Genomic DNA, 21,137 nt, shown 5'->3' with positions numbered 1-21,137 from the left:
GGGGGTGGCCGCCCCGCGCACCGGGCCGTCCCGCACCGCGGCCCGCCGGGGAGTTCGCGGTGCGTACCGCGCCGGGCAACCTTGAGGACACCCCCCCTTCCCGAGCACTGGTTCCTCTTGGAACACTGCTGACCGCGGTTTCCCCCAGGGCCGTATCCGCACCACCCGTACGACCTGATCACCCGTCATCCCCCACCGCGAGGTCCCCAGACTCATGCCTGATATCAACCGCCGGCGCTTCCTCCAGATCGCGGGTGCCACCGCGGGCGCCTCGGCGCTGTCGAGCAGCATCGCCCGCGCCGCGTCGATCCCGGCCAAGCGCACCTCCGGCTCCATCAAGGACGTCGAGCACATCGTCGTCCTCATGCAGGAGAACCGTTCCTTCGACCACTACTTCGGCGCGCTGCGGGGCGTCCGCGGCTTCGGCGACCCGCGCCCGGTCACCCTGGAGAACGGCAAGTCCGTCTGGCACCAGTCCGACGGCACCAAGGACATCCTCCCGTACCACCCCGATGCCAAGGACCTCGGCATGCAGTTCATCGAGGGCCTCAACCACGACTGGCACGGCGGCCACCAGGCATGGAACAACGGCAAGTACGACCAGTGGATCCCCGCCAAGGGCACCGGGACCATGGCGCACCTCACGCGTAAGGACATCCCGTTCCACTACGCGCTCGCCGACGCCTTCACCATCTGCGACGCGTACCACTGCTCGCTGATGAGCTCCACCGACCCCAACCGCTACTACATGTGGACCGGCTACGTCGGCAACGACGGCAAGGGCGGCGGCCCCGTCGTCGGCAACGAGGAAGCCGGCTACGGCTGGACCACCTACCCGGAGCGCCTGGAGAAGGCGGGGATCTCCTGGAAGGTCTACCAGGACATCGGCGACGGCCTGGACGCGAACGGCAAGTGGGGCTGGATCGAGGACGCCTACCGCGGCAACTACGGCGACAACTCGCTGCTCTTCTTCAACCAGTACCGCAACGCCAAGCCCGGCGACCCGCTCTACGACAAGGCCCGCACCGGCACGAACGCCAAGCAGGGCGAGGGCTACTTCGACCAGCTCAAGGCCGACGTCAAGGCCGGAAAGCTGCCCCAGATCTCCTGGATAGCCGCCCCCGAAGCCTTCTCCGAGCACCCCAACTGGCCCGCGAACTACGGCGCCTGGTACGTCTCCCAGGTGCTGGACGCCCTCACCTCCAACCCCGAGGTGTGGAGCAAGACCGCGCTGTTCATCACCTACGACGAGAACGACGGCTACTTCGACCACGTCGTCCCGCCGTTCTCCCCCGGCTCCAGCGCCCAGGGCCAGTCCACCGCCGACGTCAAGCTCGACAACTTCCCCGGCAACGCCACCTACGCCGCCGGCCCCTACGGCCTCGGCCAGCGCGTCCCGATGCTCGTCGTCTCCCCCTGGAGCACCGGCGGCTACGTCTGCTCCGAGGTCTTCGACCACACCTCCGTCATCCGGTTCATGGAGCGCCGCTTCGGCGTCCACGAGCCCAACATCACGCCCTGGCGGCGCGCCATCTGCGGCGACCTCACCTCGGCCTTCGACTTCTCCCTGGAGAACACCAAGCCGGCGCCGCTCCCCGACACCAAGGGCTACCAGCCGCCGGACAACAAGCGGCACGACAGCTACGTCCCCAAGCCGCCCGCCAACCCCGTCCTGCCCAAGCAGGAGCACGGCTCCCGGCCCAGCCGCCCGCTGCCCTACGCCCCGCTGGCGGACGGCACCGCGGACACCGCGGGCGGCCGCTTCACGCTCACCTTCAGCAGCGGCAGCACGGCCGGCGCCTGCTTCCTGGTCGCCGCCGGCGACCGCACCGACGGCCCCTGGACCTACACCACCGAGGCCGGCAAGAAGATCTCCGACACCTGGAACACGGCCTACTCCAAGGGCGATTACGACCTGACGGTGTACGGCCCGAACGGCTTCCTGCGCGTCTTCAAGGGCCCCGGCAAGAAGAAGACCCCCGAGGTGACCGCCCGCCACAACGCCGCCTCCGGCCACGTCGAGCTGTCCCTGACGAACCCGGGCACCGCCCCCTGTCGCCTCACCATCGCCGACGCGTACGGCGGCGGGAAGCAGACCGTCCGGGTCGACCCGGGCGGCACCGTCACCCGGTCCGTCGACCTGAGCGCCGGCAAGCGCTGGTACGACCTCACGGTCACCGCCGACACCGACGCCGGCTTCCTGCGCCGGTTCGCCGGCCATGTCGAGACCGGCAAGCCGGGCGTCAGCGACCCGGCCATCATCACCGGCTGACCCCGGTCAGCTCCGTGCACGGGCCTCCGCCGAGACCGGCGGGGGCCCGTCGCGTTCCGCACCGGGGACGCGCACGCGGCGCCTTGCCCTGGAGTGCACTCCACCTCCTAGCGTGTGATCCGCAAGGACCCACGGGCGAGAAGAACTAGGGGAACACGTGCGGTACACACTGTTCGGCAAGACCGGCCTGCGCGTCAGCGAACTGGCCCTGGGCGCCATGACCTTCGGCGAGGACTGGGGCTGGGGCGCCGCCAAGGAGACCAGCGGACGGCTCCTCGACGCCTACGCCGATGCGGGCGGCAACTTCGTCGACACCGCCAACAACTACACCGGCGGCACCTCGGAGACCATCCTCGGCGAACTGCTCGACGGCCGCCGGGACCGGTTCGTGCTCGCCAGCAAGTACACCTGCGCGACCGTCCCGGGCGATGTGAACTCGGCCGGCAACCACCGCAAGAACCTCGTCCAGTCCGTGGAGGCCAGCCTGCGCCGGCTGGGCACCGACCGCCTCGACGTGCTGTGGGTGCACGCTCGCGACAACTTCACCCCCGTCGACGAGGTGATGCGGGCGCTGGACGACCTCGTACGGTCCGGCAAGGTGCTCTACCTGGGCGTGTCCGACTGGCCCGCCTGGGAGATCGCGCAGGCCAACACCCTCGCCGAGCTGCGGGGCTGGACCGCCTTCGCCGGCTCGCAGCTGCGCTACAACCTGCTGGAGCGGACCGTGGAGCGCGAACTGCTCCCGCAGGCCCGGGCGTTCGACCTGGCCGTCCTCGCCTGGGCCCCGCTGGCGGCCGGCAAGCTCACCGGCAAGTACCGGCGCGGCGAGAGCGGCCGGCTGGACGGCCAGGACGGGCACGACCGCACCGACCACAATGAGGACGAGACCGTCACCGCCGTCCTGGAGATCGCCGAACAGGGTGGCTGGAGCCCGGCGCAGGTCGCCCTGGCCTGGCTCCGCGGCCGCCCCGGCAACGTCATCCCGATCATCGGCGCCACCAAGGAGGCGCAGCTGGCCGACAACCTCGCCAGCATCGACGTCACGCTCGACGCGGACGCGCTGGAGCGCCTCGACGCCACCAGCGAGGTCCCGCTCGGCTTCCCGCACGCCTTCCTGCGCGAGCCCGGCATCACCGAGAACGTCTATGGCGACCGCTGGGCCGCCATCGACGACCGGCGCTCCACCTACCGGCGCACCACCGGCGAGATCCGCTGACCGGAACGGCCCGGCGCACTACGCCGAACGCCGCTCTCCCGATGGCCGGACCGCGGGCGCTGCGGTCCACTGAGGTGGGCGGGCGGTCCGCCCACCTCAGCGCGTGCCGAAGGAGACGTCCGATGCGCCACACCGCCAGGACGGCCGCCACCGCGGCGGCCGTCACCTTGCTCGCCACAGCCCTCGGAGGCTGCTCGCACGGCGGCGGCGGGACCACCCCGTCACCGTCCGCCACCCCCTCCGCCCCGAGCGCCAGCCCCCGGCCGTCCGGGTCGCCGGCGGCGGGCGCGGTGACCATCCGGGTGCGCTCCGGGCAGCTCGGCACGTTCCTGGTCGACGGGCAGGGCCGGACGCTCTACCTCTTCGTGGCGGACAAGGGCCACACCTCGACCTGCTACGGCGACTGCGCCAAGGTCTGGCCGCCGCTGCTGGTGACCGGCACGCCGCAGGCCGGCACCGGCGTCCAGAGCGCGCTGCTCGGGACCACGACCCGCCGCGACGGCACCAAGGAAGTCACCTACAACGGGCATCCGCTCTACTACTTCGTCGCGGACAGGCACCCCGGGGACGCCAAGGGCCAGGGGTCGAACGACAGCGGGGCGAAGTGGTGGGTGCTCGATCCCTCGGGCAAGGAGATCACCAAGCCTGCGCCGAGCGGCAGTCCGGGCGCCGGTACCGGCAGCGCCAGCCCCGGTTCCTGACCATGCGCCCGGTACGGATCGCGGTGGCGGCCTCGGCGCTCTGCCTGGCCGCCCTCACCGGCTGCACGCACACCGGCGGCGGCCCGTCCCCGTCCCCGTCGGCGTCCGCCCCCTCGGCCTCCGCCCCGGGGAACGCCCGGACGCGGATCGTCATCAAGGACTTCGTCTACCGGCCCGCCACGCTGACCGTGCGGCCGGGGACCAAGATCACCGTCGTGAACGAGGACAGCGCGCCGCACACCGTGACGGCCACCGGCGCCGGCAAGCCCTTCGACACCGGCAACCTCGCGCAGGGGCAGAGCGCCGTGATCACCGCGCCCACCAAGCCCGGCAGCTACCCCTACATCTGCACCGTCCACCCCTACATGAAAGGCACTCTGACGGTCCGCTGACCCGGCCTTACTTGAGGGCGCTGCGCTGCTGCCACTGCTGCCAGGTCTCCTGCCAGACCTCCAGGCCGTTGCCGACAGCGGTCTTCTTGGTGCTGGCGGTGCCCTTCACCTCGACCGTGGAGCCGACCGTCAGGAAGTCGTAGACCCGCTTGGCGTCCGAGGTGGTCATTCCGAAGCAGCCGTGGCTGTTGTTGACCACACCGAGGGACTTGTTCCACGGCGCGGAGTGCAGGAACGTCCCGGACGCGGTGAGGTGGGTGACCCACTGGGAGTCCAGCATCCACTCGTCGCCGTGCCCGATGGTGGCGGAGTCCATGGTCTCCGCCGCGTTCTTGCTGCGTACCGTGTGCACCCCGCCGCGGGTGGGGTCCTGCACGGAGCCCGCGGAGCCCTTGACGCTGCCGACCGGCTTGCCGTTCTCGTACATCGTCAGGGTGTGCGAGGGCACGTCGATGACGGCCTTGTGGTCGGCGCCTATGGCGAATCCGAAGTCGTAGTCCCGGACGAACCAGCCGCCGGCGCCGGAGCTGACCCCGGACAGCGCGCCCTTGACGGAGACCTTGGTGCCGGCCGGCCAGTAGTCCTTGGGCCGCCAGTCGATGCGGTCCTTGCCCGACCAGTCCGTGACCCAGCCCCAGGCGCCCTCGACGTGCGGCTGGGTGGTGACCTTCAGGGCCTTCTCGATCTCGGCGCGTCGGTCCTTGGCTATGGGGTGGTCGAAGAGGATCGAGACCGGCATGCCGGTGCCCACCGTCTGCCCGTCGCCGGGGGTGTTGGTGAGCTTGTTGACCTTGTCGGCCTGCTCGGTGGTGAAGGTGGCGGTGGCGGCGGACTCCTTGCCCATCGCCGACGTGGCCTTGGTGTGCACGGTGTACGTGGTCTTCGGGCGGACCCTGCCCTCCGACTTCCATGACGTACCGTCAGTCGCCAGCTTGCCGGGAACCGTCGCCCCCTTGTCGTCCTTGACGTCGACCGTGGTCAGCTTCCCCCCGTCGGCCTTCACGGATATCGGCGAGCCGAGCTTCGCCGGCGTGGCGCCGGCGGCCGGGGTGACGGTCACCTTGGCCGCCGGCCCGGCCGCCTCGGACGAACCGGCGCCGGTGCCGCACGCGGTCATCAGGAGCCCCGCCGCCAGCAGGGCGGGTATCAACCGGGCGGTGTGGCGACGTGTTCCGGCGTGCACGAAGGTCCCTCCAAAGCAGAACAGCTGACAACGGCGGATGCGTAGGCATCCGCCGCATATCAAGACGTTTTGTCTGCTTCGGAGGTTGTGCGGTGCATCGATTAATTAGGACACGGTTCGATATCCATGGAGAGGGAAGGGGTCGAGTGTCCAGGTCGGACGGCTGCCCGCCGTCCGGCCCGGAGCCGTCGGGCGCGGGCTAGGACGACTGCCCGGGGGTGCCGGGCTGCGGCGGGGTGCTGGGCCCCTGGGGCGTGCCGGGCCCGGGGGTGACCTGCGCCGGTGGTGACCCCGGCGATCCCGGCGATCCCGACGGCGTCTCGCCGGGCGACGTCGCGCCGGACGGCGAGCCTCCGGTCCCGGACGGGGACTGCGGCGACGCCGACGTGGAGCCCGACGGCGAGGACGACCCGGGGCCGAACGGCGATTCCGACGGCGCCGGTGTCGCGGTGTCCGTGCTGCCGTCGTCGCTCTCGGGGCGCCTGAAGTACTGCCCCGTGTGCGGGTCGAGCAGCACGAAGCTGCCGACCGGCGCCGGCGCCCGCCGGACCGTCACCTCCTTCGACGGCTGGTAGCCGGGCCAGGGCTTGCCGACCGGCTTCGGTGCGCCCTGGATGGCGACCGGCGGCGTCAGCGGGTTCCCGCACGCGCAGCGCACCCGCGGCACCCCGTACGCGTCGACCATCACCGCGGTGCCCGCCTGGAGCACCGCCTGGTAGCCGGTCGCCCGGCCGTCCTTGTAGCCGTGGTTGGTCACCCGGGTGTCCGCCAGCAGTTGCACGGAGGTCAGCGACCGCAGATACGCCGGCAGCGTGTCCGCGGTCCTGCCCTGGACGGCGGCGAACGCCCGCGCCTTGTCCGGGTTGGCCCGCAGATAGCGGATCTGCTTCTCGACGTCGCAGCTGGCGGCGTCGCGGCTGCCGCCGTACAGGCCGGGTGCCGACCCCTCGACGACGGTGACCTTGCCGTCGCCCCGGGCCGGTGGGCCGGGCACCGGCGACGCGGGTGCGCCGCCGTTCTCCGCCGTCGACTCGGTGAACGGGTCGTTGCCGGCGGCGCCGGCCGGTTGCAGGAACAGCTCGCCCTTGCCGGAGCCGCCGCCCATCCGCGTGAACACCACGGCCAGGACCACGGCCAGCACCACCGCGCCCGCGATGATCGCCACCCGCGGCGCCGACCGCCACCAGTGCCGCCCGTCGCCGCGCCCGTCGCCCGGGCCGCCGCCTCCGTCGCCCCCGCCCCCGTCGCCGGGGCCGCGCGGGGGAGCCGGTCCGCCCGGCGCGGTGGGCTGCTCCGGCTGCTGCCAGGGGCGGGTCGGTTCGTGCGGGGGCTCGGACGGGGAGCCGGACAGCGGCCCCGACGGGGGGCCGGTCGGCTGCCCCGGCTCCCGGCCTTCCGGCGGCGGTGGAGATGTCACAGGTCCCTCTTCCGGCGCTTTCGGGCTATCCAGATCCGAGGATTTTGCCCGTATTCATACAGGTTCAGACCATTGTGTGCGGCTGACCGGCGCGCTCCGCAAGCGGGGCGGCGACCCCCTGCTTACGGTGGCCGGGACGCCAACCCCCGCCCCACGAGCAGCAACCGGGGCCCGCCCCCACACCCCCGTACCGCGTCCCGCAGGAGGCAGCGTGAGCCAGATGCGTGGCCCGGCAGCGGCCGGCGCCGGAAGTCCGGCGCCCCCCGGCGGCGCCCCGTCCGGCGGCGCACCGCCGTTCCTCCGGGGCTGGGCGGAGGCCCTCGGCACCGCCCTGGCCGGCCTGGCCACGATGCTGGTGGTCGCCGCCCTCGGCCTGTGGGCGGCCGGTGCGGCCGGTCTGCCCGGCGGGGCGTTCCCCCCGGTCGTCGCGGCGGCCGTCGTCACCGCGGCCGGCGGCTCGGTCGACGCTGCCGGCGACGCCGGGATCATCGTCCAGGCGCACGCCGCCCTCGACGTCGTCCCGCTGTCGGTGACCCTGGCCGGCGCCCTGGTGACCGCGACCGTCTTCCGGCTGCCGCTGCGCCACCGCGCGGTGGCCTCCACGGGCGAACTGCTCGGCCGGATCGCCCGGACGGCCGCGTGCTGGCTGGTCCTTCTCCTGCTGCTCGCGCTCGCCGCCCACCACGATTTCACCATCACCGTCGGCAACGACATCGCCGACGAGCTCGGCGCCGTGCTCGGCACCACCCCCACCGTCGGTTTCCGCGCCGACGTCCCGGCCACCCTCGGCTTCGGGCTGCTGTGGGTGCTGGCGGTGCTCGTGCTGACCTTCCTGGTGTCCCGCAAGGTGCCGCTCTCCTCCCGGCTGCTGCACTTCCAGGACTCCGTACGGCCGCCCGCGTTCGCGATGCTGCTGACGCTGCTGGTCTACGCGGCGGTCGGGCTGGTCGTCGGCGTGATCGAACTGATCACCAGGGACCGGCCGGCGCAGACGCTCGCGGTCATCCTGCTCGGACTGCCCAACCTGGCCTGGCTGGCGCTGGGCATCGGCACCGGCGGCGGCTGGACCGGCCACGCGGACAAGGCCCTCGGGCTGCCGCTGCCGCACATCCTGGACGAGGTGCTGCACACCCGGCGCGGCACGCACACCCTCGACCTCGGCTCGATCGGGGAGCACGACGGGCGGGTCTGGCTGCTGGTGGTGCTGGCGGCCGCCGTGCTGCTCGGCGCCGCGTTCGCCGCCGCGGTCCGCTCCCCGGCCCGGCTGCCGGCCTGGCGCTGCGCCCTGGAGATGGCGGTGGCGCTGGCGCTCACCCTGCTCGTCGTCGGACTCGTCACCCGCATCGACGCCCACTACGGGCTCTCCCTGATCGGCGTCGGGGACCTGACCGGCAACCTCGGCGGCGGGGTCACCCTGGAGCCGCAGCTGTGGCGGCTGGTCGGGGCGGGTGCCGCCTGGGGCCTGGTCACCGGATTCCTCGGCAGCGCGCTGGCCCGGCGGGTACGCCACCGCGGAGAGGCCCCGGACGCGGGGGACGCCCGCCCGCCGGAGCGCTGAACGAGCCCTGCGCCCCCGCGCCCCGGGCCGCCCGCCGCTACGGTCCCCGGGCGGCGCGGCCGGGGAACACCGGGATCGCCCAGCGCGGTGGCGGCGGGGGAGCGGTGCCCGGCAGGCCGCCCCGGGCCGCCCGGTCGTCCACCCGCGTCGGCGCGGACGCCGGGGGCGCGGCACCGGGCGCCGCGGTCCGCCCCGCCGCCCGGAGCGCCTCCACGAACCCCCGGCAGGTCTCGTAGCGGTCCTCCGGTGTCTTGGCCAGCCCGCGGACGAACACCGCGTCGACGCCCGCCGGCAGATCCGGCCGCAGCTCGCTCGGGGCCGGCGGCGGGTCGTACTGATGCGCCCAGAGCAGCGCCATGTCGTCCTCGCGCCGGAACGGCGGCGCCCCGGTCAGCATCTCGTAGGCGACGCAGGCCAGCCCGTACACATCGCACCGGCCGTCCACCGGGCGGCCGGAGATCTGCTCGGGTGCCACGTAGTCGAGCGTGCCGACGAACTGGCCGACGCTGGTGAAGCCGGTCAGCGACAGGGACTTCTTCGTCAGCCCGAAGTCGGTGAGGTAGACATGCTCCGGCCGGTCGCTGTCGGTGCCCTCCGCGACCAGGATGTTGCCCGGTTTGACGTCGCGGTGCACCAGGTCGTGGGCATGGGCGGCGTCCAGCGCGGAGGCCACCTGGAGCGCGATCCGGCAGGCGGTCTCCAGCGGCAGCCGGCCGTCGCGGTCCAGCAGCGCCCGAAGATCGCTGCCCTGGACGTAGCGCATCGCGATGTAGAGCATCCCCTCGGCCTCCCCGGCCTCGAAGACCGGCACGATGTGCGGATGGTCGATCGCCGCGGCCACCCGCGACTCGTGCGCGAACCGCTTGCGGAAGGTGTCGTTGCGGGCGAGTTCGGGCGCCAGCAGTTTCAGCGCCACCGTGCGGCCCAGCTTCAGGTCCTCGGCACGGTAGACCACCGCCATGCCGCCCCGCCCGATCTCGTCCTGGAGCAGATAGCCGGCGATCCGGCGGCCCCGCAGACCGGAGGAGTCGGGGACGGTGGAGCGGTCCCGCTGCGCGGACTGCCCGTTCACCGGAAGTCACCCGGCCGCGGCGGCGGTTCGGGCGGCGGACCGCCCGGCTCGGCGGAGCCGCCGGAGCCGGCCGGGGAGCCGGAAGCCGGCCGGTGTGGCGGCGGTTCGGACGGCCGCTCCGGCCAGGAGGGCAGGCGCGACGGCGCCGGCTCCGCGGCGTGCCCCGGCCCCGAACCCGAAGCCGGACCCGCACCCGAACCCCGTCCCGCGTCCGCCCCGCTCCCCGCACCCTCCGTCTCCCCGGGCCCGCCCGCGTCCGCCGAGGGCGCCTGGGCCACCGCGAACGTCTGGAGCGCCGCCCCGTCGCAGTAGCACCACCGCTCGTGCCGCGCGTCGTACAGCCACACCGCGTCGCCGTCGACCACGACCCCCACCCGCGTCCCCCGGGTCCGCGCGCCGAACGACTCCCCGTCCAGCCGCCCGGCCAGCAGCTCGTCCACCAGCTGCCGGTAGCGGCCCAGCGCGCCCTCCGCGGTGCCCAGCAGTGGCCGGGGGTCCGCGGTCCGGGCGGCGGCCTGCCCGGCGGCCGGCGGGCCGTGCGGCACGGACAGCAGCAGCCGCCCGTCCACCCACGCCGACCAGCCGTTGGAGCAGAGCGCCAACGCCCAGTCGCCGCGCCGCTCCACGACCTGCACGGGCAGCAGCGGATCGAGCGGCACCAGCGGCCGGGTGGCGTCCGGCGCCGCCCAGGTCGCCAGCCCGCCCGGCGGGACGACATGGCTGGGAAGGAAGTCCGGCGAGGTCACAAGCGGCTCCTCGGTGCGCGCGCCCGCGCGCCCTCTCGGCTACTGACGCATGATCTCGGGCTCGTGCCGCCGCAGCAGCCGGTAGACGAGGAAGCCGAGCACCGTCGACAGCGCCACCAGCATCCCCATGTCCAGCAGCCACGGGCCGACCGCGTGCCGGAAGAGCGGGTCCGCGGTGATCGGTCCCGGTTGCAGCCGGTACAGGCCGACGGTGCCCGCCATGGCCCCGAGCGCCCAGTGGGACGGCACCAGCCACGACAGCTGCTCCAGCACCGGTGTGCCGCGCAGCGAGTGCAGCGCCCCGCAGAACACCACCTGGACGATCGCGAGGAGGACCAGCAGCGGCATGGTGACCTCCTCCTTGCGCACCAGCGCGGACACCAGCAGGCCCAGCATCATCGCGGTGAACGCCAACAGCGCCACGGCCAGCGTGATTTCGAGCAGCGGCGGCATCAGCACCCCTTTGCCGCCCGGGGTGTTGAGGTCCACCCCGACCAGCGCGACCAGCGTCAGCACCACCGCCTGGACCACCGTGACGGTCCCCAGCACCAGCACCTTGGAGAGCAGGTACGCCGACCGGGACAGCCCCACCGCCCGCTCCCGTTGGTAGATCACCCGCTCCTTGACCAGTTCGCGGACCGCGTTGGCGGAGCCGGTCAGCACCGCGCCGACGCACAGGATCAGCAGCACGTTCGACGCCGAGTCCGAGGTCAGCTTCCCGGTGCTCAGGCCGTGCGCCATCCCGCCCATCACGAACGGCAGCGCCACCATGATGATCAGGAACGTGCGGTCCGACGACAGCGCCGCCGCATACCGCCGCATCAGCGTCCACAACTGCCTGCCCGGGTGCCGGTGCGCGGGCTCTGGCACCGGTGCGCGGGGCTCGGGGGCCCGCCGCGGCTGCCGGGTCTCCGCGGCCACATACCGCCGGTACAGCGGCGAGGCCCGGAACTCGCCCGCCCAGTCCCGCCCTTGATCGTTCTCGAACGCCTCGAACGCCTCCGGCCACTCGGCCAACCCGAAGAACGGCAGTGCCTCCTCCGGCGGCCCGTAGTACGCGATCGTGCCGCCCGGCGCCATCACCAGCAGCCGGTCGCAGACGTCCAGGCTCAGCACGCTGTGGGTGACCACGATGACCGTGCGGCCGTCGTCCGCCAGCCCGCGCAGCATGTGCATCACCGACCGGTCCATCCCCGGGTCGAGGCCGGACGTCGGTTCGTCGAGGAAGAGCAGCGACGGTTTGGTCAACAGTTCCAGCGCCACGCTGACGCGTTTGCGCTGGCCGCCCGAGAGGCGGTGGATCGGCAGGTCGGCCCGGTCGACGAGGCCCAGTTCCCGGATCACCTCGTCGACCCGGGCCTCCCGTTCGGCCGGGGCGGTGTCCTCGGGGAAGCGCAGCTCCGCCGCGTAACCGAGGGCGCGGCGGACGGTGAGCTGGGTGTGCAGGATGTCGTCCTGCGGGACGAGTCCGATGCGCCGGCGCAGCTCGGCGTAGTCCCGGTAGAGGTCGCGGCCGTCGTAGAGGACGGTGCCCTGGTCGGCCGGCCGCAGCCCGGTCAGCGCGTTCAGCAGCGTCGACTTGCCCGCCCCGCTGGGGCCGACCACGGCCAGCAGCGACTTCTCACCCACGGGGAAGGACACCTGGTCGAGCAGGGTCCTGCGGTCGCGGTTGCGGCCGACTCGTACGGACAGCTCCTGTACGTCGAGTGACACCTCGCCGGTGTCCACGAACTCCTGGAGCTGGTCGCCGACGAGGACGAACGCGGAGTGGCCGATGCCGATGATGTCGCCTGGCAGCACCGGGGCCCGCTCGACGGGACGGCCGTTGAGATAGGTGCCGTTGTGGCTTCCCAGGTCCACGATTTCGTAGCCTCCGGGTTCGTGGTCTCCCGGACCGGCGCGCAGCTCTGCGTGCCGCCGCGAGACCGCCAGGTCGTCGACCACCAGGTCGTTGTCGGCCGCCCGGCCGATGCGGGTGGTGCGCGCCGACGGCAGCGGCCGGACCGTACTGGGCCGCCGGAAGGTGTGGGTGGCCGCCGGGTACGACACGGACGAGGGGCGCCCCGACCGCTTGGGCCGGGGGATGCCGGTGAGTACTGCGCACGGGCCGTCGGCGGGGTTGCCGAAGCGGATCACGCTGCCCGGCCCGACGCCGGACTGCTGCACCCGCCGCCCGTCGGTGTAGGTGCCGTTCGTGCTGCCCTCGTCCTCCACCAGCCAGTGGCCTTCGGAGGCGCGCAGCACCGCGTGGTGCCAGGAGACCCGGGAGTCCTTCAGGACGAGGTCGCTGGCCGGGTCCCGGCCCACGTGATAGGCGTGGTCCGGGGTGATCACCTGAGCGCCGCCGTCCGACTCGACGACGAGTTCGGGCGCATTCGACGCATCCGGCCGCTCAGCCATATCTCAGATCTTACGGCGACTGCCCCGCGCCCGCCCGCGGTTACTCGCGCGGAGCGCCGGAGGTCAACTAAGGTGATCGCCCCGATGAGCCGACACCTGAAAATTCCATGGAAATGCCGGACTTTGCTCCGCTGATCGAAGGATGTCCAGGCGAACCGGGACGCAATACGCAATGCAGGGCACTGCAATGCACAGCCTGCACTACACCGCACTGCAGGGCCTGCTGTTCCCTCTTATTCACCTACCTCGTGAAGGCAAGGCAGAGATGGCACGACGCGCGCCACAGTCCCCCCAGCAATTCCCCGACCGGGAAACCCATCCGGTCGACGAGGTGCTCCCGCTCGGCAAACTCACGCTCTACGGTTTCCAGCACGTCCTCGCCTTCTACGCGGCGGCGGTCATCGTTCCGATCCTGCTCGGCAACGCCATCGGCCTGTCCCACGACGAACTCGTCTACCTGATCAACGCGGACCTGCTGACCTGCGGAATCGCCTCGATCATCCAGGCGTTCGGCATCTGGAAGATCGGCGCGCGGCTGCCGCTCGTCCAGGGCGCCACGTTCACCGCGGTCTCCCCGATGATCGCCATCGGGCTGGGCGCCGGCGGCGGCACCGCCGGACTGCTGGTCGTCTACGGCGCGGTCATCACGGCCGGTATCGCGACGTTCCTTTTCGCCCCGTTCTTCAGCAAGTTGGTGAAGTATTTCCCGCCGGTCGTCATCGGCACCATCCTCACCATCATCGGCTTCACCCTCATACCGCAGGCCCTCCAGGACGCGGCCGGCGGCGCCCAGTTGCTGGGCAAGCCCGAATACGGCGACCTCAAGAACCTCGGATACGCCCTCGGTACGCTGCTGTTCATCCTTGCCGTCGTCCGGCTCGGGAAGCCGATTCTCAGCAGCGTCGCGGTACTCCTCGGACTCGTCGCCGGAACCGCCACCGCCTGGCTGCTCGGTGACGCGGATTTCAGCGCGGTGGGGCATGCCGACTGGTTCGGCGTCAGCACCCCGTTCCATTACGGAATGCCCAAGTTCGAGCCGTTCCCGATCCTCGCGATGATCGTCGTCATGCTGATCACGATGGTGGAGACCACCGGCGACGTCTACGCCATCGGCGAGATCACCCGCAAGCCGGTCAGCAACGACACCGTCGCCCGGGCGCTGCGCGCCGACGGCGTCGCCACCGTCCTCGGCGGAATCTTCAACTCCTTTCCCTACGTGGCCTTCGCCGAGAACATCGGTCTGGTCCGGATGTCCAAGGTGATGAGCCGGTTCGTGGTGGTCGCCGCCGGCGGTTTCATGGTCGTGCTGGGACTGCTCCCGAAGGCCGGCTCGCTGGTCGCCGCGATCCCGCACCCGGTGCTCGGCGGCGCCGCCCTCTCCATGTTCGGCATGGTCGCCGCGGTCGGCATCCAGATCCTGGGCAAGGTGGACCTCCGCGAGGAGCGCAACGCCCTGATCCTGGCCGTCAGTCTGGGCGCGGCCTTCCTGCCCACCGCCATCCATCCGTTCTTCGACCGGATGCCCCAGGAGGTCAGGGCGGTCCTCGACAGCGGCATCACGCTCGGCGGGCTGACCGCGATCGCGCTGAACCTCTTCTTCAACGTCTTCACCCGCCGCAAGTCGACGGAGATCGACTGGGACGAGTTCGCGGACGACGACGAGCCCGCGGCGGCCGAGCAGCCGCCGCACCCTCAGGGCGCCTACTGACGCCCGGCGTTCCGCGGGGAGGGGCGGGCGGGGCGGCCGCCGGACCCTCCCCGCCGCCCCCTCCCCGCCGCAGGCTCTTCGCTCAGTGCACCGAGTGGAACGGCGGCGCCTCGCCCGCCTCCCCGATCAACTCCCAGAAGTGGTCCACCAGCCGGCGCAGATACGCCGACCGCTCGGCCGCGACCTCCTTGAGCCGGGCGTCGGCGTTACGGGCCACCACATGCCCCATGTACCGCTCGGCGAACTCCGCGAACTCCCCGTGCATCACGCGCAGCGCATCGCCCACCCGCGTCTTGTTCAGCGACGTGATCTCGCAGACCGGCCCGACATGCGACTTCCAGCGGCCCTCGATGGCCGCCCGCAGGTGCCCGGCCAACTCGTCGACCCGGCCCATCACTCCGATCAGCTTGCGCAGCGACAGCCCCAGCGCCTCCACCAGCGCCTTGGTCTGCCGGTAGTCGCCGTGCCACTGGTTGGCCGCCTCCGCCGCCCGGTACGCGTCCGGATCCATCCCGATGACCTGCGCCAGCCGCTCCGCGCTCAGCTGCCGTGCCATGCGGTGCTCGGCCAGCGTCCGCGGTTCCACGCCCATCAGCACCGCCGGCGGGCACCACAGCGCGTCGGCCAGCGCGAACAACTGCGGCTCGGTGGGCGGCTGGGAGCCGTACTCCCACGCCTCGATCAGCTCGGGGCGCACCGGCGCACCGCACGCCGTCATCGCCTGGGCGACCTGAGCGGTGGTCAGGCCCACCCGGGCCCGCGCGGATCGGGCCTGTGCGGGAGAGAACGGAACGCTGTACACGTACGGGACACCTCGCTGCACCCGGCGAGCAGAGGGCGCTTCGGGGGAGGGGAGATGGAGGAACCTCCAGGGGCGGGCAGATTAACAGATGGGAGAGAGGTACGAATCTCCAGCTCAAAACTCCCGTACTGGGTATAGCCGATTCACCCTCGCCTACCGGTTGGTAGCGCACCCCGCGGCCGCCGCGACCGCCGGACGTAATCAAGGTGTTACGTGAATGAAGGTGTGGTGTCACAGTGATCATCGAGGCTGGCGTTTGCCGACGGGCCTTGCCGAGCAGAGTCGGTCGGTGTACACCTGACATCCGGTCCTCCCCCCACAATCCGATCAGGATGGGACCCTTCCTATGCGATACGAACTCGACCGCGCCCGCGCGGTCCGAGACCTGGAGCCTGCCTTAAGGGCCGTGCGCCGGTACGCCACCGTCCGTTCCGCGGAGAGAAGACGGATCCCCGTGCGACCGCCGCAGTTCGCCATGTCATGCATCTGACAATCATGCCCGCGTACGCCGCCTGATCGCCGGGCGCGCCCCCACGCGCACCCCGGACACGCCGGCCCCCCACACGGCCGCCCGGGAACCCGGAACCCGCGTACGCCGACGGGCGGTTGAGCCGCCCTGCCCGCGTACGGCCACCGGGCACCCCCACGGCCGCCGCCGGCTTCCGCATGCCATCAGACGGAACACCGCCGGACTTCAGCCTGAAAGGACAACCCCAGGTGCTCACTTCGCACCGAGCCACCCCCCAGGGCACCCCCACGGCCCTGCTCCGCGAAACGGACGACCGGCCCGCCCCCGGGACACCCCCACCCGGCGGGTACGACGGCCATGGCGGCCACGTTCTCGTCGTCGGCACTCCAGGACCGCGCCTGGAGCGCCTCACCCGGACCCTGCGCGCCACCGGCCACGACGTCAGCCACGCGCCGCCCGGCGAGGTGGACCCCCGCGTCCGCCAGGCACCCCCGGACGCCATCGTCGCCCTCGACGAACCCGGCGACCGGCACGCCGGCGTCGACGTCATCCGCGAGGTCCGCACCGTCCCCGCCGGACGGGCACTGCCGCTGCTCATGGTCACCGACACCCCGGAACCGGCCGGCGTCGTCGACATGCTCCGCCGGGGCGCCGACGACTGCATACCCGAAGCCTCCGACCCGGTCGAACTCTCCGCCCGCATCGAGGCCAAGCTCCGCCGCGTCCCGGTCCCCGTCGAGAACCTGCTGCGCGACCCGCGCACCGGGCTCTACTCACGGCCGCACTTCCTCGACGAACTCGACCGCGAACTGAGGCGCCCCGGCGCCGCCCGGCACGGCGGCGTGCTCGCCGTCATCGGCGTCGCCGAGACCGACACCCTCGAAGCCCGGCTCGGCCCCCGGGTCCGCCGCGAGATCGCCGAACGGCTGGCCGGCGTCGCCCAGCAACTCGGCGGCTTCTGCGACCGGTTCGGCCGGGACGACGACGGCCGGCTGCTGATGCTGCTGCCCGGCGTCGACGAGGAGACCGCACTGCGCGGCCTGCGGAAGTTCGCCGCCACCGTCGCCGGCACCCGCTTCATCGTCGCCGACGAGAACGTCCGGCTCACCCCCGCCATCGGCTGGCTGCCGCTCGGCGAATGCACCGACGGCGGCCCCTCCGTCGAACAGGCCCGGGACGCGGTACGCGAAGCCCTCCGGCACCGCGACCTCCAGCCCGTCCGGTACGCGCCCTGGATGCGCGACACCCCCAACCGGCACCGGCGCCCCCCACTGCGCACCCTCATCCGCCCCGCGCTCTCCGCCCTCTCACCGGTCCTCGCGCTGCTGCTCGGCATCGGCGCGCCGTTCCTCCTCTACCAGCAGGCGTACCTGGCCGGTTGGGACCTGGGTTCGGCCATGTACTGGGTGGTGGTCGCCGGACTGGTGCTGTCCGCGCTGCTGATCGTCCTGGAATGCCTCTACTCGCTCGACGCCCCGTCCCGGCCCGAACGGCCCGGCGCGCCCTATCCGCCGGCCAGCGCGGTGATCGCCGCGTACCTGCCCAACGAGGCCGCCACCATCGTCGACACCGTCGAATCGTTCCTTCGCCTGGACTACCCCGGCGACCTGGAGATCGTCCTCGCCTACAACACCCCGCACGCCCTGCCCGTCGAGGACACCCTCCGCGAGGTCGCCGCCCGCGATCCGCGCCTGGTCCTGATGCCGGTCGCCGGCAGCACCTCCAAGGCACAGAACATCAACGCCGCGGTCACCCGCGTCCGCGGCGAGTTCGTCGGCATCTTCGACGCCGACCACCACCCCGCCCGGCACTCCTTCCGTGATGCCTGGCACTGGCTCTCCCACGGCTACGACGTCGTCCAGGGCCACTGCGTCGTCCGCAACGGCGAGAGCTCCCGGGTCGCCGAGACCGTCGCCGTCGAGTTCGAGGCCATCTACGCCGTCAGCCACCCCGGCCGCACCCGCCTCTACGGCTTCGGCGTCTTCGGCGGCTCCAACGGCTTCTGGCGCACCGACCTGCTCGCCCGCACCCGGATGCACGGCTCGATGCTCACCGAGGACATCGACTCCACGATGCGGGCCCTGAACGAAGGCGCCCGGATCGCCGTCGACCGCACCCTCATCTCCCGCGAACTGGCCCCCACCACCCTCAAGGCGCTGTGGAACCAGCGCTCGCGCTGGGCTCAGGGCTGGCTCCAGGTCTCCCTCAAACACCTCCGGCACGGCCTGCGTTCGCCCGTCTTCACAGCCCGTCAGAAACTGGGCCTCCTGGTCCTGCTGGGCTGGCGCGAGGTCCAGCCCTGGCTGACCCTCCAGATCCTGCCGATCCTGGCGTACTCCGCCTGGAAGGCCGGCGGGCTCCAGAACCTCCACTGGACGGTGCCGGTCTGCGTCCTCGCCATGCTCTTCACCCTCGCGGCCGGCCCCGTGCAGGCGCTCTTCGCCTGGCGGCTCGCGGTCCCCGAACTCCGTGCCCGCACACCGTGGTTCTGGGCGTACTTCGTCGTCTCCACTGTCTTCTACAGCCACTTCAAGAACATGGTGGCCCGCCAGGCGCACCTCAAGGAGGCCCTGGGCGACCGGCAGTGGCGGGTCACCCCGCGCGCCGCGGCGGTCAAGGCGGTGGCCCGCCGATGACCATCGCGACCGCCCCCGCCGCCCCGCCCTCCGCACGGGAGGCCGGCCCGCCCCGCCGCCGGGCCCGCGACATCGACGGCTTCCGCGGACTGGCCGCGCTCAGCACCGTCGCCTTCCACGTCTGGCAGGAGTACTTCGTCTACGACGCCCGGGGCGGCCACCCGCCGGTGACGAACCCGGCCCTCGGCGCGGTGCTCTCCCTCGAAGTCATCGACCTGTTCTTCGTGATCTCCGCGTTCCTGCTGACCCTGTCGTACGCGCGCGCCGCCATCGACGGCGGCTCCACCCGGCCCGCCCGCGTCTTCCTCTTCCGGCGCGCGATCCGCATCCTGCCGCTGTACGTCCTCGCCGTCCTCGTGGTCTGGGCGACCCGCAACCCCGACCTGCCCGGCAACTGGCAGGACCTGCTCGAACACCTCACGTTCACCCACGTCTTCGACCAGGAGCGGATCTTCTACACCCTGGGACCCACCTGGTCCCTCTCGCTGGAGGTCCTCTTCTACTTCGTCCTGGTGGGCCTCGGGCCGCTGGCGGTGCGCGCCTGCCGGCCGCTGCGCCGGCGCGGCAGCCGGATCGCGGTATGCGCGGCGGGCTGCCTGTTCCTGTACGCCGCGCCGCTCGGCTGGCTCACCGTCGCGCACTACGCGCTCGGCATCCCGCACACCGACTGGGTCGCCTACTTCGGCCCGCAGGCCCGCTTCGGCGGCTTCGCGGCCGGTATGGCACTGGCGGTGGCACTGACCGCCCTCGGCGACCGCGCCCGCCTCTCCCCGCGCACCGCGCTCCCGCTCACCGCGCTCGCCCTGGCCGGCCTCTTCTGCCTGTCCCTGTACTCCGACGAGGAGGGCAACACCTTCACCTACTACCACCCCATCGCCTCCGCGCTGTGGGTGCTGCTCCTCTTCAGCACCCTGCACATCCGCCAACGCACCTTCTGGAACCGCTTCCTGACGGCGCGTTGGCTCACCCTCGTCGGCCTGGTCAGCTACAGCCTCTTCATCTGGCACGAGCCGGTGATGCTGCTGCTCCACAACGCCGGCCTGCTGCCCACCGGCCAGTCCGGCTTCCCCCTGGCCATGCCGATCGTCTTCCTCGCGGCCGTCCCGACCGCCGCGGTCAGCTACTGGATCATCGAGTACCCGGCCGGACTCCTCGGCCGCCTCAAGGACCCCGGCGGGCGCCCCCGCGAGTTCTATCCCGAACCCGCCCTGCGCTGAACCCCTCGGCACAAGGGGGCCGGCGTCCACGGACGCCGGCCCCCTTACGCGTCCGCTTCCCCGTCCCCCGGCGCGTCACCGGACGTGGCGGGACCGTCGGCGAAGATCGTCCCCAGCCGGTAGTCCAGCGTCCGCCGCACCTCCTCCAGCGTCCGCCGCTCGTGCAGCACGTCGCCGCCCAGCCCCACCGCCGCCGACACCAGTAGATCGGCCTCCGCCCGTGCGTCCAGCCCCGGCGCCGTCCGCCCGCCGTCCCGCGCCGCCTCGATGATGCCCGCGACCAGTTCCTCCAGCGGATGCTCGTCGTGCAGGAACACCCGGGCGAGCGCCGGATCGGTCAGGCTGCGCGCGTAGTACGCGGCGAGCACCCGCAGCGCGGTGGCCCGCTGGTCGTCCACCGGCAGGAACTCGTCCAGCACCCCGCGCAGGAGGCCGCGCGGATCGGCCGGATCGAACCGGACCCGCGTCCGGGCGATCCGCTCGTTCTCCTCGTGCAGCACATGCAGCGCCGCCACCAGCAACCGGTGCTTGCTCGCGAAGTGGTACTGCACCGCCCGCAGCGACACCCCCGCCTCCGCCGCGACCTCCCGCATGCTCGCCGCATGCAGCCCGCGCTCCGCGGCGATCCGCCACAGCGCCTCGACGATCTCCCGGCGCCTGGGCGACCCGCCGCCGTCCGCCGCACCGTCCGCCCTGGCCGCAGCCGGCTCCGCACGCAACGGAACCGGCGGCTGCTTCCGCCGCCGGTACGCCCTGGCCTGGCAGCTGCGCGAGCAGTACACCGCCGGCCGCCCCCGCCCCGCGGGCGCCAGCCGCGCCCCGCACATCCGGCACCCGGACCCGCCCCGGATCCTCTTTTCGTCACGATCCACAGCCCGTCAGCACCCCTCAAATTCCGTGACGAAAGCCCAATGATTCAGCACCAGCAGGCCAATTGGGCACCCACCCCAATGGTACGTTCGTAACGTCGCTGCGGCGGAGCACCCGCGCGCACACCACACCGGGCGTCCGCCGGACAGACTCGCGGACCGCCTCCGCCGCGACCCCACCCACACCCCGTGCGCGGACTCCCGGAGGAGTGCCATGAAGTACGACGTCCTACAGATCGCCGGCGCGGCCGTGATGGTCATCGCCGGACAGAGCGTGTTCCGCCTGCTCATCGACCACGGCAACACCGGGCTGCTGGGCGGCCTCGGCCTCGGATTCCCGGTGCTGCTCACCGCCTATGCGGCGCTCACCACCGCCGGCGTCCTGCTCGGCGGCTGGTCCCACTCCCGCGCAAAAGCACTCGGCCGCCGGAACTGATCCGGCGGCCGGGAAAGGGCGGAGCGCAGGCGGGCGGAGGGGC

Annotated in this window: 16 protein-coding genes; 9 read left to right on the top strand and 7 right to left on the bottom strand. The window is 72.4% G+C overall.

All coding sequences use genetic code 11. From position 1 onward, the window contains the following. Positions 1–214: 214 nt before the first annotated feature. From ACO1BR_RS17910 to ACO1BR_RS17895, 4 genes are all read left to right on the top strand, one after another. A complete protein-coding gene (locus ACO1BR_RS17910) occupies positions 215–2,272 on the top strand; it encodes a phosphocholine-specific phospholipase C (RefSeq protein WP_426796060.1) in 2,058 nt (685 codons plus the stop codon). A gap of 157 nt (positions 2,273–2,429) precedes the next feature. Beyond that, positions 2,430–3,488: an aldo/keto reductase gene (locus tag ACO1BR_RS17905; RefSeq protein ID WP_426796059.1), complete on the top strand. Its 1,059-nt coding sequence runs from the start codon at positions 2,430–2,432 to the stop codon at positions 3,486–3,488. A 122-nt stretch (positions 3,489–3,610) separates the two neighbouring features. Next, positions 3,611–4,189 carry a COG4315 family predicted lipoprotein gene (locus tag ACO1BR_RS17900; protein ID WP_426796058.1) on the top strand — a complete coding sequence of 193 codons (579 nt, stop codon included), beginning with the start codon at positions 3,611–3,613 and terminating at the stop codon, positions 4,187–4,189. Between the two features lie 2 nt (positions 4,190–4,191). Beyond that, entirely contained in the window at positions 4,192–4,581 is a 390-nt protein-coding gene (locus tag ACO1BR_RS17895; RefSeq protein ID WP_426796057.1) for a cupredoxin domain-containing protein, read from the top strand. Between the two features lie 7 nt (positions 4,582–4,588). Here ACO1BR_RS17895 and ACO1BR_RS17890 read toward each other — a convergent pair whose 3' ends face one another. Further along, complete coding sequence (locus ACO1BR_RS17890; protein ID WP_426796056.1) at positions 4,589–5,764, bottom strand: L,D-transpeptidase family protein; 1,176 nt, start codon at positions 5,762–5,764, stop codon at positions 4,589–4,591. 199 nt (positions 5,765–5,963) lie between these two features. Then, positions 5,964–7,181 carry a DUF6777 domain-containing protein gene (locus ACO1BR_RS17885; RefSeq protein WP_426796055.1) on the bottom strand — a complete coding sequence of 406 codons (1,218 nt, stop codon included), beginning with the start codon at positions 7,179–7,181 and terminating at the stop codon, positions 5,964–5,966. A gap of 211 nt (positions 7,182–7,392) precedes the next feature. Between ACO1BR_RS17885 and ACO1BR_RS17880 the strand changes: the two genes are divergently transcribed. Continuing rightward, positions 7,393–8,739, top strand: a complete 1,347-nt coding sequence (locus tag ACO1BR_RS17880; RefSeq protein ID WP_426796054.1) for a streptophobe family protein — start codon at positions 7,393–7,395, stop codon at positions 8,737–8,739. A 37-nt stretch (positions 8,740–8,776) separates the two neighbouring features. On the opposite strand, the gene ACO1BR_RS17875 is transcribed toward ACO1BR_RS17880, so the two are convergent. Genes ACO1BR_RS17875 through ACO1BR_RS17865 form a run of 3 tightly spaced genes read right to left on the bottom strand, consistent with a single transcriptional unit; the run spans position 8,777 to position 12,957 of the window. Beyond that, a complete protein-coding gene (locus ACO1BR_RS17875) occupies positions 8,777–9,811 on the bottom strand; it encodes a serine/threonine-protein kinase (RefSeq protein WP_426796053.1) in 1,035 nt (344 codons plus the stop codon). Next, a complete protein-coding gene (locus tag ACO1BR_RS17870; protein ID WP_426796052.1) occupies positions 9,808–10,557 on the bottom strand; it encodes a hypothetical protein in 750 nt (249 codons plus the stop codon). The genes ACO1BR_RS17875 and ACO1BR_RS17870 overlap by 4 nt, the downstream gene beginning before the upstream one ends. A 39-nt stretch (positions 10,558–10,596) precedes the next feature. Further along, positions 10,597–12,957, bottom strand: coding sequence for an FHA domain-containing protein (locus tag ACO1BR_RS17865; protein WP_426796051.1), 2,361 nt, complete (start codon positions 12,955–12,957; stop codon positions 10,597–10,599). A 265-nt stretch (positions 12,958–13,222) separates the two neighbouring features. On the opposite strand from ACO1BR_RS17865, the gene ACO1BR_RS17860 reads away from it, so the two are divergent. Continuing rightward, the gene (locus ACO1BR_RS17860) at positions 13,223–14,665 is read left to right on the top strand and encodes a nucleobase:cation symporter-2 family protein (protein WP_426796050.1); all 1,443 of its coding nucleotides are present in this window, start codon (positions 13,223–13,225) and stop codon (positions 14,663–14,665) included. Between the two features lie 82 nt (positions 14,666–14,747). Here the strand turns inward: ACO1BR_RS17860 and ACO1BR_RS17855 are convergent, their stop codons facing one another. Then, entirely contained in the window at positions 14,748–15,383 is a 636-nt protein-coding gene (locus ACO1BR_RS17855; protein WP_426796166.1) for a transcriptional regulator, read from the bottom strand. Between the two features lie 801 nt (positions 15,384–16,184). Between ACO1BR_RS17855 and ACO1BR_RS17850 the strand changes: the two genes are divergently transcribed. Continuing rightward, entirely contained in the window at positions 16,185–18,572 is a 2,388-nt protein-coding gene (locus ACO1BR_RS17850; RefSeq protein WP_426796049.1) for a glycosyltransferase, read from the top strand. Beyond that, the gene (locus tag ACO1BR_RS17845; RefSeq protein WP_426796048.1) at positions 18,569–19,789 is read left to right on the top strand and encodes an acyltransferase family protein; all 1,221 of its coding nucleotides are present in this window, start codon (positions 18,569–18,571) and stop codon (positions 19,787–19,789) included. Before ACO1BR_RS17850 ends, ACO1BR_RS17845 begins: the two co-directional genes overlap by 4 nt. A 44-nt stretch (positions 19,790–19,833) precedes the next feature. On the opposite strand, the gene ACO1BR_RS17840 is transcribed toward ACO1BR_RS17845, so the two are convergent. Further along, on the bottom strand, positions 19,834–20,508 hold the full coding sequence (locus ACO1BR_RS17840; protein ID WP_426796047.1) for a TetR/AcrR family transcriptional regulator: 675 nt from the start codon (positions 20,506–20,508) through the stop codon (positions 19,834–19,836). Positions 20,509–20,872: 364 nt separating this feature from the next. Between ACO1BR_RS17840 and ACO1BR_RS17835 the strand changes: the two genes are divergently transcribed. Continuing rightward, positions 20,873–21,094 (top strand): hypothetical protein, encoded by a 222-nt coding sequence (locus ACO1BR_RS17835; protein ID WP_426796046.1) that lies wholly within the window; start codon positions 20,873–20,875, stop codon positions 21,092–21,094. Positions 21,095–21,137: the final 43 nt, after the last annotated feature.

It is taken from the genome of Streptomyces sp. YGL11-2 (assembly GCF_050054615.1).
Classification (GTDB): Bacteria; Actinomycetota; Actinomycetes; order Streptomycetales; family Streptomycetaceae; genus Streptomyces.
Note: the sequence above shows the minus strand (reverse complement) of the source record. Positions and strands in the feature narration are given on the sequence as shown.